This is a genomic window from Hydromonas duriensis (genome assembly GCF_004363775.1).
Taxonomy (GTDB): Bacteria; Pseudomonadota; Gammaproteobacteria; order Burkholderiales; family Burkholderiaceae; genus Hydromonas; species Hydromonas duriensis.
Genome location: NZ_SNZE01000002.1, coordinates 17,277 through 34,571, shown reverse-complemented (window position 1 = coordinate 34,571; position 17,295 = coordinate 17,277). Strand labels below are relative to the sequence as shown.

At 45.9% G+C, this 17,295-nt stretch carries 14 protein-coding genes; 11 read left to right on the top strand and 3 right to left on the bottom strand.

Annotation, left to right across the window (positions count from 1 at the left end; all coding sequences use genetic code 11):
- Positions 1 to 3 precede the first annotated feature (3 nt).
- The 5 genes from mglC (at position 4) to DFR44_RS01340 (ending at position 6,898) form a co-directional block, all read left to right on the top strand.
- Positions 4 to 1,035, top strand: a complete 1,032-nt coding sequence (gene mglC, locus DFR44_RS01360) for a galactose/methyl galactoside ABC transporter permease MglC (RefSeq protein WP_133618922.1) — start codon at positions 4 to 6, stop codon at positions 1,033 to 1,035.
- Between the two features lie 163 nt (positions 1,036 to 1,198).
- Entirely contained in the window at positions 1,199 to 2,386 is a 1,188-nt protein-coding gene (locus DFR44_RS01355) for a galactokinase (RefSeq protein WP_133618921.1), read from the top strand.
- Positions 2,386 to 3,885: a UDP-glucose--hexose-1-phosphate uridylyltransferase gene (locus tag DFR44_RS01350; protein WP_133618920.1), complete on the top strand. Its 1,500-nt coding sequence runs from the start codon at positions 2,386 to 2,388 to the stop codon at positions 3,883 to 3,885. Before DFR44_RS01355 ends, DFR44_RS01350 begins: the two co-directional genes overlap by 1 nt.
- Before the next feature lies 1 nt (position 3,886).
- Positions 3,887 to 4,936, top strand: coding sequence for an aldose epimerase family protein (locus DFR44_RS01345; RefSeq protein WP_162845112.1), 1,050 nt, complete (start codon positions 3,887 to 3,889; stop codon positions 4,934 to 4,936).
- Positions 4,937 to 4,951: 15 nt separating this feature from the next.
- Positions 4,952 to 6,898 carry a beta-galactosidase gene (locus DFR44_RS01340; RefSeq protein ID WP_133618918.1) on the top strand — a complete coding sequence of 649 codons (1,947 nt, stop codon included), beginning with the start codon at positions 4,952 to 4,954 and terminating at the stop codon, positions 6,896 to 6,898.
- Here DFR44_RS01340 and DFR44_RS01335 read toward each other — a convergent pair.
- The 3 genes from DFR44_RS01335 to DFR44_RS01325 all read right to left on the bottom strand — a co-directional run bounded on the left by DFR44_RS01335 (position 6,895) and on the right by DFR44_RS01325 (position 9,708).
- Positions 6,895 to 7,548, bottom strand: coding sequence for an RnfABCDGE type electron transport complex subunit B (locus DFR44_RS01335; protein WP_133618917.1), 654 nt, complete (start codon positions 7,546 to 7,548; stop codon positions 6,895 to 6,897). The genes DFR44_RS01340 and DFR44_RS01335 overlap by 4 nt on opposite strands.
- Positions 7,549 to 7,603: 55 nt before the next feature.
- A complete protein-coding gene (phaZ, locus tag DFR44_RS01330) occupies positions 7,604 to 9,199 on the bottom strand; it encodes a polyhydroxyalkanoate depolymerase (protein ID WP_133618916.1) in 1,596 nt (531 codons plus the stop codon).
- 146 nt (positions 9,200 to 9,345) lie between these two features.
- Positions 9,346 to 9,708: a DUF1304 domain-containing protein gene (locus DFR44_RS01325; protein WP_133618915.1), complete on the bottom strand. Its 363-nt coding sequence runs from the start codon at positions 9,706 to 9,708 to the stop codon at positions 9,346 to 9,348.
- A gap of 218 nt (positions 9,709 to 9,926) precedes the next feature.
- Here DFR44_RS01325 and DFR44_RS01320 point away from each other — a divergent pair, with 218 nt between their 5' ends.
- The 6 genes from DFR44_RS01320 to queE all read left to right on the top strand — a co-directional run bounded on the left by DFR44_RS01320 (position 9,927) and on the right by queE (position 17,295).
- Positions 9,927 to 10,565: an NAD(P)H-dependent oxidoreductase gene (locus DFR44_RS01320; RefSeq protein WP_133618914.1), complete on the top strand. Its 639-nt coding sequence runs from the start codon at positions 9,927 to 9,929 to the stop codon at positions 10,563 to 10,565.
- A 420-nt stretch (positions 10,566 to 10,985) separates the two neighbouring features.
- A complete protein-coding gene (gene clpA, locus DFR44_RS01315; RefSeq protein WP_133618913.1) occupies positions 10,986 to 13,307 on the top strand; it encodes an ATP-dependent Clp protease ATP-binding subunit ClpA in 2,322 nt (773 codons plus the stop codon).
- Positions 13,308 to 13,380: 73 nt separating this feature from the next.
- Positions 13,381 to 14,778, top strand: a complete 1,398-nt coding sequence (locus DFR44_RS01310; RefSeq protein WP_133618912.1) for a coniferyl aldehyde dehydrogenase — start codon at positions 13,381 to 13,383, stop codon at positions 14,776 to 14,778.
- A gap of 159 nt (positions 14,779 to 14,937) precedes the next feature.
- On the top strand, positions 14,938 to 15,669 hold the full coding sequence (gene queC, locus DFR44_RS01305) for a 7-cyano-7-deazaguanine synthase QueC (RefSeq protein ID WP_425459557.1): 732 nt from the start codon (positions 14,938 to 14,940) through the stop codon (positions 15,667 to 15,669).
- Between the two features lie 8 nt (positions 15,670 to 15,677).
- Positions 15,678 to 16,682, top strand: coding sequence for a 6-carboxytetrahydropterin synthase (locus tag DFR44_RS11765; RefSeq protein WP_133618911.1), 1,005 nt, complete (start codon positions 15,678 to 15,680; stop codon positions 16,680 to 16,682).
- Positions 16,669 to 17,295, top strand: coding sequence for a 7-carboxy-7-deazaguanine synthase (queE, locus tag DFR44_RS01295; RefSeq protein WP_133618910.1), 627 nt, complete (start codon positions 16,669 to 16,671; stop codon positions 17,293 to 17,295). The genes DFR44_RS11765 and queE overlap by 14 nt, the downstream gene beginning before the upstream one ends.

Here is a 17,295-nt window from a genome sequence, read left to right as displayed (position 1 = left end):
AAAATGAGTAGAGATTTAACACGCAAAAGTACCAGTCAGTTATTGATGGATAATGCGATTATCTTAGTGATGTTGGTGTTATTAATTGGCTTTGTGATTAAAGATCCTGCATTCTTATCTTTGACCAATGTCAGCAATATTTTGTCTCAAGCTTCAACCAATATCATCATCGCCCTTGGTGTTGCGGGTTTGATTGTCACACAAGGCACGGACTTGTCGGCAGGTCGCCAAGTCGGATTGGCGGCGGTGATTTCAGCGTCATTGTTGCAGTCACCTGAGAACGTGAGCCGCATGTATCAAAGTCTTCCGCCCGTGTTATCCAGCCAGTTCATTATTGTGGCGTTAATTATCGCGTGTATCGTCTGCGGCTTCTTAGGGTTTTTAAATGGTGTTGTTGTTGCGCATTTAAAAGTCACGCCGTTCATTGCCACGCTGGGTTCAATGACGATTGTATATGGTTTGTCATCAATGTACGTTGATAGAGAACCCAATGGCGCTCAACCGATTGGCGGCTTTATTCCCAGTTTTACTGAGTTTGCTCAGGGCGGCATTGACTTAGGTGGTTTCCGTCTGCCTTATTTGTTGGTGTATGCGGTACTCACCACCATCGTGATGTGGATTGTTTGGAATAAAACACGGTTTGGTAAAAATATGTTTGCCGTGGGTGGTAATCCTGAAGCAGCGATTGTTTCAGGTGTAAATATTAAAAAGACATTGATTGGTGTGTACACTTTGGCTGGCGTATTGTATGGTTTCGCGGGTACTTTAGAAGCGGCTCGCATTGGCACAGCGACCAATAATACGGGCAATATGTATGAATTAGACGCGATTGCGGCTTGTGTGGTCGGCGGCGTGTCTTTTACAGGCGGTATTGGTAAAATTGGTGGCGTTATTATTGGTGTTTTAATGTTTCAAATTATCAGCTATGGTTTGAACTTCTCTAGCGTCAGCCCTTATTGGCAGTACATTATCAAAGGTTTGATTATCATTGCAGCGGTAGCGATTGATACGCGCAAGTATTTGAAGAAAAACTAAAACATAGATGAGGCAAATCAGGTTTGTTATCTGCAATCGAATCTGATTTGACGACAAAGGGCTTTTTCTTAAAAGCCCTTTAAGTCTAACAAGCAAGTGTATGATTGTGGGTCGCCATAAGGCGTTGGTGCAGACATCAACGCCTTCTTTTTTTGAAAAAATTATGAAAAACTCGGAAAACCTTTTACAGCACCTTCAATCAATATTTCAACAGCAATTTGATGCAAAGGCGACGCATGCGTTCTTTGCGCCAGGCCGTGTGAATTTGATTGGCGAACACATTGATTACAATGGCGGTCACGTCTTTCCATGTGCGCTGAATGTCGGTACATACGCGCTGGTGCGTGTCAGAGAAGATAAGCGCTTGCGGATGTATTCGGATAATTTTTCAGCGTTAGGTGTGCTTGATTTGCCACTCAATGCGTTGCTGTATGATGAAAAAAATGATTGGGCCAATTATCCAGCGGGTGTGTTTAAAATGATGCTAGATGATGGTGCGCCGATTGAGCATGGCCTAGACATTTTATTTTTTGGTGACATTCCGAATGGTGCGGGTTTGTCTTCATCGGCCTCAATTGAATTGGTGACTGCGGTACTGGTCAATCATATGTTTGAGCTGAATTGGCCGCAAATTGAGCTGGTTAAATTGTCTCAACGGGCTGAAAATCAATTCAATGGCATGAACTGCGGCATCATGGATCAATTCGCCAGCGGCATGGGGCGAGCGATGCATGCGATGCAATTGAACACACATACTTTGGACTTCCAATACGTGCCCCTTGATTTGGGGGCGGAACATACGTTATTGATTGCCAACACCAACAAACGGCGTGAGTTAAGCGATTCAAAATACAATGAACGCCGTGCTGAATGCGATGCTGCCTTGGCTGCTCTGCAAACCGTTTTACCGATTAAAGCCTTGTGTGAATTGAGCCTCCAGCAGTTTGAACATCATGCCGATGTAATGACAAATACCACGCAACGCCAACGTGCTTTACATGCTGTGGCTGAAAATCAACGCACATTAGAGGCCGTCAACGTGCTTAAAAGCGGTGACATAGCGGCTTTTGGTCGTTTGATGAATGCGTCGCATGTGTCTTTGCGTGACTTATATGAAGTGACGGGTGAGCATTTGGATGCGTTGGTGGATGCCGCTTGGACACATGGCGCTGTTGGTGCTCGCATGACGGGAGCGGGGTTTGGCGGCTGTACCGTCATGATTGTTAAAACCCATGCGCTTCACACATTTAAAGCACAAGTGAATTCAGATTACCAAGCTAAAACGGGTTTAAGCGCAACATTTTACGATGTCAGTATTGGTGAAGGTGCACGGTTTTTGGGAGCAGTTTGATGGTCTGTGATGACATTGCGCGGTTGGTGAACTATGGTGTGGCGCAGAATTTGTGTCAGCCAAGTGATGTGTTTTATGTGCGGCATCGTTTGATGAGTCTGTTAAAAATTGACACATGGGTTGAGTCGATGGCTTCTGTCGATACACCTGCTTTTGGGCAAATACAACAGGTTCTCGACCGATTGTTGACTTACGCTGTCGAGCATCAGGTGTTGCCCAATGATGGTATTACACAAAAAGATTTGTTTGATACCGCTTTGATGGATTGTTTACTGCCGCCGCCTTCGGTTGTACAAGCACGATTTGCATCGAATTATCAACAGTCACCCGTGCAAGCGACCAGCGAATTCTATCAACACTCACGGGCGAGTAATTATGTGCGCGTGGCGCGGGTGGCTAAAAATTTAAGATGGACTTATCCAAGCGAATTCGGCGATTTGGACATCACGATTAATTTATCCAAGCCCGAAAAAGACCCTAAAGCGATTGTTGCCGAAGGCGCGAAGGCGAGCGAAAACTATCCGCAGTGTGTGTTGTGTCGAGAAAATGAAGGCTATGCGGGGCGCGTGAATCATCCTGCACGGCACAACTTGCGTTTAATGCCTCTGTCTTTGAATGATGAACCGTGGTTTTTGCAATATTCACCTTACGAATATTACAACGAGCATTGCATTGTTTTGAAAGCAACACATGAACCGATGACCATTTCTGAATTGACCTTTGAGCGGTTATTGTCGTTTGTATCGCAATATCCGCATTATTTTATGGGTTCAAATGCCGATTTACCGATTGTGGGCGGCTCTATTTTAAGTCATGACCATTTTCAAGGCGGACGTCATACGTTCGCTATGGCCAATGCGCGCGTGATTCACAGTCAAATATCCAGTCAATACAGCGATTTGACTGTGCAGATATTGCATTGGCCACTATCCGTCGTGCGTTTGAGCAGTGCAAATCAAGAGGGCATTAAGACCGTCGCCAGCCAACTGCTTCACCACTGGCGCAACTACAGCGATGAGTCGGTAGATATTCACGCTTTTACAGGCGATACGCCGCATAACACCATCACACCGATTGCACGTCAACGAGACGGCGTTTTTGAGTTGGATTTAGTCTTGCGCAATAACCGTACATCTGTCGAGCACCCATTGGGCATTTTTCATCCGCACCGTGAATTGCACCATATCAAAAAAGAGAACATCGGCTTGATTGAAGTTATGGGTTTAGCGGTTTTGCCAGACCGCTTGGCCACAGCGTTAAACGTGATGCAGACGTGCTTAGAGAATCAACAAGATTTGAATGCGTATCCAGAGCTTTCGGCTCACGCGGAGTGGTTTGAGCATATTCGACAAGGTTATCAGCCAAATACATCGGCCCAAGTATTTTTGCGCACGGAAGTTGGGCGTGTGTTCGAGCAGGTTTTAATGCACGCGGGGGTTTTCAAAACAACGCCTACAGGTGTGACCGCATTTAAACGTTTTTTGGGAAATGAGTTTTAAAATGAGCATCACTCAATCTAGCATCCATATTGCGGGGCAGCAGGCGCAGCTTTTTGTATTGCAAAATGCGAAAGGCGGCGTGGTCGAATTGAGCAATTGGGGCGCGAGCGTGTTGGACATTCAAATGCCCGACCGTGCAGGAGTCAGTCAAAGCATCACCTTGGCGCATGCAGATTTAGACCGCTACGCTGACAATGCCCCATACTTTGGTTGCATAGTGGGGCGTGTGGCGGGGCGCATTGCTCATGGTCGTTTTCATTTGGCTGGGCGTGATTATCAACTGCCGATCAATCAAGGAGCGCATCACTTGCATGGTGGTTCGCAGGCCATGAGTCATCGGCTATGGCTGGTGACGGCGGTTGAGTCTACGGGTGGCGTCGATAAGGTCGAGTTCACTTATGACAGCCATGCTGGTGAAAACGGGTATCCAGGACGGCTCTGTGTCTCGGTCACTTATTCTTTGGATGCCGAAAATCGCTTGCATATTGCTTATCGCGCAAACACGGATGCGCCAACGCTGTGCAATTTGACCCATCATGTGTATTTTAATTTGTCGGGTAACGTGCAGCGAACGATTCATGAGCATGAGTTACAAGTTCAAGCGGAGCGTTTGTGCGCGATGGATGAAGATTTATTGGTTTCAGGCGATGAATGGCATGTGGCGGGCAGTGATTTTGATTTTCGAGTGGCGCGACCACTTGCCCCTGCTTTGCGGAGTGCCGATGAGCGTATTCAACTGGCGTGTGGGTTAGACCATTATTTTATTTTAAATGCAGCCCAAGAGGCTGAGCCGCAGATTGTATTGTCAGATAAAATCAGTGGACGACGGGTGCGGGTTTTTACCGATCAACCATCGGTGGTGCTGTATGCTCATAACTATGCAGGACAAGAAGCGTTGCGTCATGGCGGTATCGGTCAAATGCACGATGCGTTGTGTATTGAAACACAGCAATTGCCTCACAAAAAATCGGACAACGGCAATCATGCGTTTGCGCTTTATCCTGAGCAAACATATCAACAAAACACGACATTTTGTTTTGAACATTTTTAAAAGTGATGGAATTATATGTATTTAGGCGTTGATTATTACCCTGAACATTGGGTGCATTTGGGCGAACACATCATTGATGAAGACATGGCGCGTATGCGAGCAGCGGGCATGAATATCATCCGAATTGGCGAGTTTGCGTGGCATCTGATGGAGCCTAAAGAAGGGCAGTTTGATTTTTCTTTTTTTGATGGCGTGATTAAACAGGCGAAAAAGCATGGTTTATCCGTGATGTTTGGTACGCCTACGGCGACCTTTCCTGCGTGGTTGGCAAAAGCGCATCCGTCCATTTTATCAACCAATGCCCAAGGTCAAACTCACGCATTTGGTGGTCGGCGTGAATATTGTTTTAACTCGCCTGTGTATCGCGAATACACACGGCGTATAGTGAAACGCTTGGTGGCGCATTACGCAGACGAACCTGCCGTTATTGCTTGGCAAATTGATAACGAAATTGGTCATGAAGGTTCTGACCAGTGTTATTGCAACCAGTGTCATCGCTCGTTTCAAGCCTTTTTGCGTGACAAATTCAATCACGATATTCGGTCTTTAAATGCAGCCTATGGCAGTATTTTTTGGGGACAAACATATAATGATTTCATCGAAATCCCCATGCCCACAGCGACCATTACCACGCACAACCCTGCGTTGCGCTTAGATTGGGCGCGGTTTCGTTCGCAAAGCCTGAATGATTTTGCCAACATTCAAATCTCCACCGTCAAATCATTACGCGGTGCGCATCAACAAGTGACACATAATTTTTTTGGTGGTTTTTTTAATGTGGCGTATGACCAAAATGTCATGGCGAAAGAACTCGATTTTGTATCCTATGACAACTACCCTGTCTGGGGGGGGCTGACTCAACCGATTGCGCCTGCACACATTGCCATGACTTTGGATTATATACGGGGTCTGAAACAGAAGAATTTTTGGATTGTTGAAGAGCTCATGGGGGCGCAAGGGCACAACCACATTGGTTTTTTACCACGTCCTAATCAGGCCAAACTTTGGGCGCATCAGGCGATGGCGCGCGGTTGCGAACACATGCTGTTCTTCCGTTGGCGCGGCATGGATCGTGGCGCAGAGCAGTTTTGCTTGGGTATTTTGGATATGGATAATCAAGACAATCGAAAACTCTCCGAGGTTCAAGCATTCATCTCTGAAACCAAGTCTCAAGAGAGCGTGTTACACAGCCCTATTCAAGCGCAAGTTGCGCTCTTGTACGACTATGACAATATTCAATCGTGGGCGATTCAGCAGCAATCCGCTCGTTTTGACTTTACGCAAGAGTTCATGCGTTTGTACGCGCCGTTTCACGCGCACAATGTCATGACGGATGTGTTGAGTATTGATAAAGATTTTTCTGGCTATAAAGTGCTTGTGTTGCCTGCGATGCAAATCATGGACGAGGAGTTCGCGGCTCGATTGATAGATTTTGTTGAGCAAGGCGGCACGTTGGTCACAGGTTTCAGAACGGCGATTAAAAATCGTGATAATAATTTACATTTATTAACGTCAGCCCCTGCGCTGATTGGGCAGGTCTTGGGTGTGACGGCACATGAAGGCGAAGCTTTGGTTGATAGCACCGTCGGTATCGTTGGCGCGGGCGAATATGCGGGCAAAAATGGTGTTGTGAGCGTCTGGCGAGACATGCTGGACGTGACGACAGCAACGCCTTTGTATCATTACGCCGATGCTTTTTATCAGGACAAGACGTGCATTGCACGCAATGTATTTGGCTCGGGACACGCTTATGTTGTCGGGGCAGGTGTGGATGAAGCCGTCTTGTTTGACTTGATGGCGCAGGTGTTAAAAGAGCAAGGCATAGCTGCTTTGGACACGCCAGCGGGTGTTGAGTTGATTGAACGCCAAGACAAACGCATCATGCTCAATCATCATCCAATCGAACAAGAGGCTTTGGGTCAAACACTCAGTGCTTTTGAAACACGTTATGTGTCCGCTTAAATAGATTGTCGGCGCGCCCGCGCTCTTGCTAGGGCCGCTTCGACAATCGACAGCTTGCGAGCTGTGTCTTCATCAACATGCCCACTTTGTGCGGATAGTTGGGCGTGTTTGGCTTGAGACTTTTTAATGCGTTGTTCGTTCAGCTCATTTTTCTCGCGCTGTAGACGCATGTTTCGGAATTCAAATTGCTGACGGGCTTGCAGGGCTTGTTCTTGACTCCAACCAGAGTCTTGCGCCAGTATCATGTCGATGCAATCCACAGGGCAGGGCGGCAGGCAAAGCCCGCAACCTGTACACAGGTCGCTAAGCACAGTGTGCATGTGCTTTGATGTGCCAATAATGGCATCCACTGGGCAGGCTTGGATGCACTTGGTGCAACCGATACAGTCCGCTTCAATAATTTTGGCTTCATGCCGAGGTATTTCCAATCCATTCTCAGGGTTCAATGGCACAAAGTCTCGCCCAGTGATTTGAGCCAATAATTTGATGCCCGCGGTTCCACCAGGTGGGCATTGATTAATCGGCGTGTTATCAAAAGCGATGGCGCGCGCATAGGGCGCACAACCTGAAAACCCGCATTGCGTACATTGGGTTTGTGGCAGGACATCATTGATGCGGGCTGAGAGTTCTTCGAGGTCGTGTGTGTGCATGGCAGTAAAATAGCTCTGCACGTGAATATGTGCAGAGCTACGATTTTAAAACAATTTACTTCTTCGGTTTTGTTTCTTCTTTGATGTTTGCAATAGCGGCGTAATCTATTTTAACAGCAGATTTAGCAGGTGCTGGGGACGCTTTTTTGTTGACGCTCGCAGCGGCTTTCGTTTTGACTGGTGCAGGCTTGCTGATTTGAGCTGTTTTTGATTCGGGTTTGTTTTTAGACTGTACTGCCAGCGAAGCGGCTTTTTGAGTCGTTTTTTGCGTTGAGAGAGGTTGTGTCGGCTTCAGCTGTGCCGTTTTAATTGTGTCTGAAGCGTCTTTTTTAGCGTTGATTTTGCTTGTGATTTGTTTTGCGGGCGTTTGTGCTCGGGGAGTCTTAGCACCGCTTGTTGTGGCGTTTGAGCCATTCGATTTTTGCTCAAATGTCGCAATAAAAGAGCGTATTTCAGGGTAAACCTGCTCACGCCAACGACGACCCGAGAAAATACCATAATGACCCGCACCTTTTGCGGTGTAGTGACGCTTGTCTGTTTTGCTGATGCCTTTGCACAAGTCCAACGCGGCTTTGGTTTGACCTGGTCCTGAAATGTCATCCAACTCCCCCTCAACGGTCAATAAGCCGACGCCTTGAATATCTTCGGGCGCAACGCGTTGACCATTGACGTGCCAAGTGCCTCGTGGCAATGCGTGTTCTTGGAATACAATTTGAATCGTATCTAAATAAAATTCAGCAGGTAAATCCAAGACTGCGTTGTATTCATCATAAAAACGGCGGTGCTGCTCGGTGTCTTCATCGTCGCCCTTGAGCAGGTTGAGATAATAATCCCAATGAGAACTTGCATGACGGCCGGGGTTCATGGCCACAAAACCCGCATGTTGTAAAAAACCAGGGTAGACATGGCGCATGTAGCCAGGGTATTTCGCAGGAACGGTATAAATGACGTTGGTTTGAAACCAAGACAGTGGGCGTTCAGTGGCTAAATCGTTGACCTCAGTCGGGCTTTGGCGAGTATCTATCGGGCCACCCATCATCGTCATGGATAAAGGCAAGTATTCTTTATTGCTCGCCATCAATGATACTGCGGCTAAAACGGGAACCGTTGGCTGACATACGGACAACAAATGCACTTTACGGTTACCAATGTGACGAATAAAGTCTTGAATGTAATGAATGTAATCGTTTAAGCCAAAAGAGCCTTGTGCGAGAGGCACCATTCGTGCATCAATCCAGTCGGTGATAAATACATTGTGGTCTTGCAACAAGGTGCGCACCGTATCGCGCAATAAAGTGGAGTGATGCCCAGACAATGGTGCGCAAACTAAAATCGTTGGACTGTTTTTAGCTACGTTCTCAGGTACATCGCGTGAAAATTCAATCAAGTGACAGAAGGGGTGTGACAAAGCCACGCGCTCGTGAATCGCCACTGTTTTACCGTTAACTTCGACGGAATCAATGCCAAAAGCTGGTTTTTGATAATCTTTACCAAGTCGATGCAGTAATTCAAAACCAGCATAAATGTGTTGACCCGCTGTGGTGTAAGCCCAAGGATTGAGAGGGTTTGAGGCAAATTGCGCCACATGATGGGCAGCATTGGTCAGTGGTTTTAGGAAGGCACGTTGCCATTCACGAACTTGATAAAGCATGATTGATATTCCTTAGTAAAGATATGCAAAAGCGATGTTAATCTTAGCGAATTGCGCTGTCTTTGGTCAATCTAGTATAAAGATGGTTTTCTTATTATGCCGTTTTTGTTGTTGCCTTGCACAAAAAATTGCGTTTTTGCGCAAAACTATCCAAAAAGAATAGCTGTTAGCCCTAAAATAGCTGGAACTGTTTGAATATAAATGATTTTTTTTGCGGCGGTTAATCCTCCGTAAATTCCAGCGATAGCAACACAGAGTAAGAAAAAAATCGCAATTTGTTTTGCAAACATCGGGTTGGGGTGAAATAACGACCAAAACAAGCCCGCGGAGAGAAAACCATTGTACAACCCTTGATTGGCAGCTAAAACGGTGGTTTGTGCCGCCATTTCTGGGCTGACATTAAAGGCTTTTTGTCCTTTGGGTGTGTTCCACCAAAACATTTCTAAAACAAGAATATAGATATGTAAGAGTGCGATGAGCGTAATAATAAAAATGCTGAGAGTAGACATGGTTTTCCAGTGTTTTTTATGAGAGCTTGATGATAGCAGACCTTATCGAGCGATGTTGGCTTTGAGTGGAGGCTCAAATCGTTGTAGCGTAAAAATTTAGTCTAAAGTGGGTAGATTTAAAGGCTGCTATAATTATTGAATGCCAATGAACTGCTACAGTTGTTTGTGTATTGTGTATTGTGTTTTTTGATTAAAAATAATATTTTAAAGTGAGAAATATGAAAAAACTACTTGATTTGCTTAAATGGCGTTATGCCACCAAAAAAATGAACCCAAACAGTCCTGTGCCTGCTGAAAAAGTAGAATACATTCTTGAAACAGTTCGCATGACCGCCAGCTCAAGCGGTTTACAACCGTATGAAATCATTGTGGTGACACAACCTGAAGTACGTGAAAAAATTCGCGCCATTGCTTGGAATCAGTCGCAAATTACAGAAGGTTCACATCTATTGGTTTTTGCCGCATGGGATGATTACACAGAGCAGCGCATTAACATGATGTTTGACCTTGTGAATGAAGAGCGTCAAATGAAGAATGAAGGGTGGGAGGCGTATCGCCAAAAATTGTTAAGCACGTATCCTCAGCGAGACGCAGCGGATAATTTCCAACATGCAGCGCGTCAAGCTTATATTGGTTTGGGAACAGCGTTGCTCGCGGCAGCTGAACTTGAAGTTGATAGCACACCGATGGAGGGCTTTGATGCCGAGGCATTGGATGAAATTTTAGATTTGCGCAGCCGTGGTTTGAGAAGTGTTGTGATTTTGCCTTTAGGATACCGAGAGAGCGAAAATGATTGGCTGGTCAATTTGAAAAAGGTCCGTCGCTCGCGTGAGCAATTTATCTCGGAATTGTCTTAATCGTTAAATGGCTGGTTCAGTTTTTTTCTGATGGTAAGCAAGGTGCTTTTATGTAATCCTTTATAGATAAAAGTAGAATCTGCCCAAGAATGGTATGCCATAGAAAACAAAGTAATGACATCTTTTTGACATTTTTTGCCTTACCATTTGTGCCAACCGACTTAACTCATACGATGATGAGTTGATGTCGAATTATCGCTAGTTCCAAGCATAATTTATAAGTATTGTATGGCGTTTAAATAGATACATTAATGTCAAATTTATGCCTTGTCACGATATGCGTTACAATAGAAAAAAAGTGATGATTTTGTTCTGCAAAAGTTACGAAGCACAGGCCAGTACTGGGTTGTAGAGATGCTGATTTGTAATGTTTGTAGATTGATTTTTATTGTAAATATATGATTTTATAGGGATATCTATATGATTGCCCAAGATTTAGAAGTAACTTTAAATTTGGCTTTTGTTGAGGCGCGGCAAGCGCGACATGAATATTTGACTTTAGAGCATTTATTGTTGGCCTTGCTTGATAATCCACTGGCTTCTGATGTTTTGAGGGCATGTGGAGCAAGTATCTCTGAGCTCAAGCAGGAGTTGTCGCGATTTATCGCTCAAAATATCCCTATGGCTGATGGTTCAGCGGATGTGGATACGCAGCCGACCCTTGGTTTCCAGCGTGTGATGCAGCGTGCGATTATGCATGTTCAATCGGGTGGGAATGACAAAAAAGAGGTTACGGGCGTTGATGCTTTAGTGGCTATTTTTGGTGAAAAAGATTCTCATGCGGTTTATTTTTTGAGTAAACAAGGCATTGAACGTGTGGATGTGACTCAATACATTGCGCATGGCATCCGTAAAGAACCTAAGCAAGAAGAGTTTTTTGATGGTTCAAAAGAAGAGGCCAGCCCTGAAAAACTGGCTGAGATGGCGCGTGCCCAAGAGGCGAATACGGCATTGGGTAAATATGCTTTAAATTTAAATCGCATGGCGCAGGAAGGGAAACTAGACCCGCTGGTCGGGCGCGAGGCTGAAATTATCCGCACCGTTCAAGTTTTGTCTCGTCGCCGCAAAAATAATCCCGTGTTGGTTGGTGAGGCGGGTGTGGGTAAAACCGCGATTGCTGAAGGGTTGGCGTGGAAAATAGTTAAGCAAGAAGTCCCAGACGTCTTGAAAGAAGCGCGAGTGTATGCCCTTGATATGGGCGCATTAATGGCGGGTACGAAGTATCGAGGAGATTTTGAACAACGTTTAAAAGACTTAGTGGACGAACTGAGCGAGATGAAGGATGCGATTCTTTTCATTGACGAAATTCACATGCTCATCGGTGCGGGGGCGACAGGCAACAGTGCGATGGATGCGGGTAATTTGCTTAAACCTGCGTTGGCGACAGGAGCTTTACGTTGTATTGGAGCGACCACTTTTGATGAATATCGCCGTGTGTTTGAAAAAGATGCTGCTCTTGCGCGTCGATTCCATAAAATCGATGTTGTAGAGCCAACGGTGGCGCAGACGATTACGATTTTGAAAGGACTTAAATCACAATTTGAGAGCCATCATCACATCAAATACGCGCCTTCTGCCATTGTGGCGGCCGCTGAATTGTCGGCGAAATATATGAATGACCGCTTTTTGCCAGATAAAGCGATTGATTTGATTGATGAGGCGGGCGCTGCGCAACGTGTATTGCCTGAAGCGCAGCGTAAAAAAAGTATCACTAAGGTTGATATTGAGGAGTTGATTGCAAAAATTGCCCGTATTCCGCCGAAAAACATCAATTCAGATGACCGCACCCAATTGAAGCATTTGGAGCGCGACCTCAAGTCGACCGTGTTTGGTCAAGATAAAGCCATCAGTGCAGTTGCAGCCGCAATTAAAATGAGTCGGGCAGGCTTGGGTAAAGTTGACCGCCCGATTGGTTCATTCTTATTCAGCGGTCCAACGGGCGTGGGTAAAACTGAGTTGGCTAAACAATTGGCATTCGTTTTGGGAATTGAGCTGATTCGTTTTGATATGTCGGAGTACATGGAGCGGCACGCCGTTAGCCGTTTAATTGGTGCGCCACCAGGTTATGTCGGTTTTGATCAAGGCGGCTTATTGACCGATGCTGTGACTAAGAAGCCACATGCGGTTCTTTTATTGGATGAAATTGAAAAAGCCCATCCAGATATCTTTAATGTCCTTTTACAAGTTATGGATCATGGCTCGTTGACCGACAACAATGGGCGCAAAGCTGATTTTCGTAATGTGATTTTAATCATGACGACCAATGCGGGGGCGAGTGCAACACAGAAACACAGTTTGGGTTTCACTAAGTCAAGCGTGAGCCAAGACGATGGTGAAGAAATCAAACGGGCGTTTAGTCCCGAGTTCCGTAATCGTTTGGATGCCGTTGTACCATTTGCAGCCTTGGACGAAACAATCATCATGCAAGTGGTTGATAAGTTTCTCATGCAGCTTGAGCAACAATTGCATGAGAAAAAAGTCGATATTCATTTCACGGAGGGCTTGCGCAAGCATTTGGCTCAAGCAGGTTTTGATCCGCTTATGGGGGCACGTCCAATGTCGCGCTTGATTCAAGATACGGTGCGGCGAGCCTTGGCTGATGAGTTGTTGTTTGGTAAGCTGGTGCACGGCGGTGTTGTCACTGTAGATTATGATGGTGAGGCACGGGCGGTGAAGTTGAGCATCAAATCTTCACGAAAAAAAGCCAGTGAAAAACTTGAAACGATTGATGCTGATGCTTAAAAAATTTAAAAACACCGCCATTTTTTTGGTGGTGTTTTTTTATATGAAAGAATCGGTGACGTGAGGTGTAGATATGCAACAATTGACAGAAGCATTGGCGTTACAACGAGCGGCTTATTTTGAGCAGCCTGAGCCCAGTTATATTCAGCGCATGGCGGACTTAAAAACCTTAGAACGTTTAATCAGAGAAAATCAAAATGACCTTGTGCTGGCAATGAGCCAAGACTATGGTCATCGCTCTCGTCATGAGACCTTATTTGCTGAAATTGTGCCGATATTGGAGGGGATTAAATATGCCAAAAGACAGCTAAAAAAATGGATGAAAGTACAACGACGAGCTGTTGATTTTAAGATGTTTTTTGGTGGGCGTAACATAGCAGTGCCACAACCTTTAGGCGTGGTGGGTGTGATTGTGCCTTGGAATTTCCCAGTTTTTTTAACGTTTGTCCCCCTCATTTCTATTTTTGCTGCGGGCAATAGGGCGATGGTTAAAATGTCGGAAAACTCTGGTGTTTTGGCAAGGTTGCTGATTGATAAATTGCCCGCTTATTTTTCACCTGAAAAATTACAAATTTTTGAAGAAACAGGGCATGTTGGCATCGCTTTTTCACAATTGCCTTTTGACCACCTTTTGTTTACAGGTTCAGGGCAAACAGGGCAGGCAGTGATGGCCGCTGCGGCGAAAAACCTATGCCCTGTGACTTTAGAGTTAGGGGGGAAGTCGCCTGCTGTGGTGTTGGAGGACTATTCCTTGCGCAAGGCGGCGGAACGAATTTTATTTGTTAAGTACTTGAATGCAGGGCAAATCTGCACAACCGTTGACTATTTATGTTTACCCAGCCAGAGCATTGACGCGTTTGTGACTTTGGCGAAAGAGATTGTTTCTCAACGTTACCCTAGTATCGCATCGCCAGACTACACCTCAATCATTGATGACAAATCTTTTACGCGACTGATTCAGGCTTTAGAAGAGGCGAAAGATAGAGGTGCCACCTTGATACAGTTGACTGAGGGTGAGCCTTGGAATACTGAGCATCGTAAAATTGCGCCACACATTGTTTTAAATGCCCCAGAGGATTGCGAGCTGATGCAGCGAGAGATTTTTGGTCCGATTTTGCCCATTCGGGGTTTTGAGAATATCAATGATGTTGTGCATTACATTAATGCGCGTCCCCGTCCTTTAGCGTTTTATCCATTTTCAAACAATGACAAAGCCATTCGTTTTTTGATTTCTCGAATCATGTCTGGCGGGGTGACGGTAAATGATGCTTTGTTTCATGTGGCGCAGCACGATATGCCATTTGGTGGCGTGGGCGCCAGTGGTATGGGGCATTACCATGGCAAGGAGGGGTTTATGACTTTTTCTAAATTGCGCCCAATTTATCGACAACCTGCTTTTTCGGGGATTAAATGGATGATGCCGCCTTACGGGAAGCGGTTTGAGTTGATTATTAAATTTTTGCTGCGTTGATGTGTTGACCTAGATTAAGGCTTTGCTTGTTTATTATGATGAACAATAAACAAAATTGATTTGTCTTTTGTTTTATAATCCGCCTGCGCGCCCCGCGATAACTTGAGTGGTGGCGTGTTTTTTTACTTCGACTGTTTTCGAGGACATATGATGAATTTAATTAAAAACGCGCCAGATGAAGGCGCGCTGGTGGTCTTGTCTGGTGGTCAGGACTCAACCACATGTTTGTACTGGGCCATTCAACGTTGGGGGCGAGAGCGTGTTCAAGCCTTGACTTTTGACTACGGGCAGCGGCATCGCGTTGAGTTGGACTCTGCCCGCGCTATCGCCGAGTTGGCAGGCGTGCGTCAGACGGTATTGCCGATTGATACTTTCGCACGTATGGGTGGCAACGCCTTGACGGACGACATCATCCCTGAGTCTGGGGTTCGTGCTGACGATGATGCAGCCTTACCCAATACTTTTGTTCCTGGACGGAACCTTATCTTTTTAACATTCGCGGCTGCGTTTGCTTATCAAAAAGGCCTTGCCCACGTTGTAACGGGTGTGGCACAAACCGATTATTCAGGTTATCCCGATTGTCGTGAAAACACACTTAAATCATTAGAACTTGCTTTGCGCTTAGGCATGGACAGTCGCGTGACTTTGCACACGCCGTTGATGTTTCTGACGAAAGCACAAACAGTTCACTTGGCGCAGGATGTGGGGGCAATGTCTGCTTTGGCATTGAGCCATACTTGTTACAACGGAGCGGTGCCACCTTGTGGTGAGTGCGCTGCCTGTTTGTTGCGTGCACAAGGCTTTGCTCAAGCGGGGGCGATAGACCCATTGATTGAACGCACGGGGCGGGCTCGTGCCGATGAGACTGTCAATCAATTGACTTTGTGCTGAGTGTGCCCATGACGATTGAATCTATTTGTTGCTTCAATTTTGAAGCTGCACGCACGCTCTCATCCGTTGCGTCGACACATGGTCACAGTTTTAAGGTGACGGCGCGTGCCCGTGTTGAGCAAGATGTGCTTGAACAATCCTTGGCTGATGTTTGTCAGCCGTGGCAGATGCAAGATTTAAATGCATTTTTTTCAAATCCGACAGACGTTCTGATTGCACAACACATTGCAGATACGCTACAGCAACAGTTGGGGCAAGTTGTGAAGGTCGAGTTGCGTTCATCGCCTGACGTGTGGGTTGCTTGTACAGAAAATGCCATTTTTCACGGCTTGACCGCATCTTTTTCTGCAGCGCATTACTTACCCAATGTACCTGAGGGACATCAATGTGGTCGTTTGCATGGGCATGGTTTTAAAGTGAAACTGTGGGCCGATGCACGTTTATCGGATGCCAGTGCTTTAGAAAAAGCATGGTTGGATGTGCGCGCGCAGTTACACCATGCCTACTTAAACCACATCGAAGGGCTTGAAAATCCAACAAGTGAACATTTAACAGAGTGGCTATGGCAACGTTTAGGTGCTGCGCTGCCGATGCGAGCCGTGGAAGTGTTTGAAACATCGACAGCGGGTTCTCGTCGTGATGCTTCTGGCTTTACGATTTGGAAAGAGTTGAGATTTGAAGCGGCTTGCCCGTTTGATGATGCAGGACGTTATACAGGTCACAGCTATTTGACTCGTTTGTACTTGCATGGTTCGCAACTGGATGTGCATGCGGGCTGGTTGAGGGATTTTGCTGAGGTGAAAGCAATATTCAAGCCTATTTATCAGCAACTGGACCATTATGCGCTGGATTGTATTTCCGATTTGTCTACTTATGACAACGGCAGTTTGGCCGCATGGCTGGTGGGTCAATTGAACGATACTTTGCCTGAGCTGAGGGCGGTAGAAGTTTTTGAAAGTGAGCAACGCGGAGCGGCCGCTTATGTGCAGAGGAGCTGCGATGTACACTGTTAAGGAAATTTTTTATACCTTGCAAGGCGAAGGCGCACAGGCAGGACGAGCAGCGGTATTTTGTCGTTTTTCAGGTTGCAACTTATGGAATGGTCGCGAAGATGACCGACTTATTTCCCTATGCACATTTTGTGATACTGATTTTATAGGCACAGGACAAGATGGCGGGAAGTTCGCTACAGCAGAGGCTTTAGCTTCTCGTATTGGTTCGACGTGGAAAGGTGAGGGCGGTGTGCCTTATGTGGTGTTTACGGGTGGAGAGCCGTTGTTGCAATTAGACAAGGCTTTGATTGAACTTATGCATGGCATGGGTTTTGAAGTTGGTGTTGAAAGCAATGGCACGATAGCAGCGCCCACAGGCATTGATTGGTTGTGTGTCAGCCCGAAAGGAAGCGCCAAACTTGTACAAACTTCAGGGCAAGAACTGAAATTGGTGTATCCACAACTCAATGCTCAACCTGAGTTATTCGAAAATTTGGATTTTAAGCACTTTTATATTCAGCCACTTGATGACAGAGCGGGCATTAATAATACTCAAGTTTGTATTGAGTACTGCATGGCGCATCCCCAATGGCAGCTCTCTTTACAGACCCACAAATTAACAGGAATACGATAA

Excerpts from the sequence above, each read along its gene's own strand:
- mglC (WP_133618922.1), top strand. The coding sequence starts at position 4 with ATGAGTAGAGATTTAACACGCAAAAGTACCAGTCAGTTATTGATGGAT.
- DFR44_RS01355 (WP_133618921.1), top strand. The coding sequence starts at position 1,199 with ATGAAAAACTCGGAAAACCTTTTACAGCACCTTCAATCAATATTTCAA.
- DFR44_RS01350 (WP_133618920.1), top strand. The coding sequence starts at position 2,386 with ATGGTCTGTGATGACATTGCGCGGTTGGTGAACTATGGTGTGGCGCAG.
- DFR44_RS01345 (WP_162845112.1), top strand. The coding sequence starts at position 3,887 with ATGAGCATCACTCAATCTAGCATCCATATTGCGGGGCAGCAGGCGCAG.
- DFR44_RS01340 (WP_133618918.1), top strand. The coding sequence starts at position 4,952 with ATGTATTTAGGCGTTGATTATTACCCTGAACATTGGGTGCATTTGGGC.
- DFR44_RS01335 (WP_133618917.1), bottom strand. The coding sequence starts at position 7,548 with ATGCACACACACGACCTCGAAGAACTCTCAGCCCGCATCAATGATGTC.
- phaZ (WP_133618916.1), bottom strand. The coding sequence starts at position 9,199 with ATGCTTTATCAAGTTCGTGAATGGCAACGTGCCTTCCTAAAACCACTG.
- DFR44_RS01325 (WP_133618915.1), bottom strand. The coding sequence starts at position 9,708 with ATGTCTACTCTCAGCATTTTTATTATTACGCTCATCGCACTCTTACAT.
- DFR44_RS01320 (WP_133618914.1), top strand. The coding sequence starts at position 9,927 with ATGAAAAAACTACTTGATTTGCTTAAATGGCGTTATGCCACCAAAAAA.
- clpA (WP_133618913.1), top strand. The coding sequence starts at position 10,986 with ATGATTGCCCAAGATTTAGAAGTAACTTTAAATTTGGCTTTTGTTGAG.
- DFR44_RS01310 (WP_133618912.1), top strand. The coding sequence starts at position 13,381 with ATGCAACAATTGACAGAAGCATTGGCGTTACAACGAGCGGCTTATTTT.
- DFR44_RS11765 (WP_133618911.1), top strand. The coding sequence starts at position 15,678 with ATGACGATTGAATCTATTTGTTGCTTCAATTTTGAAGCTGCACGCACG.
- queE (WP_133618910.1), top strand. The coding sequence starts at position 16,669 with ATGTACACTGTTAAGGAAATTTTTTATACCTTGCAAGGCGAAGGCGCA.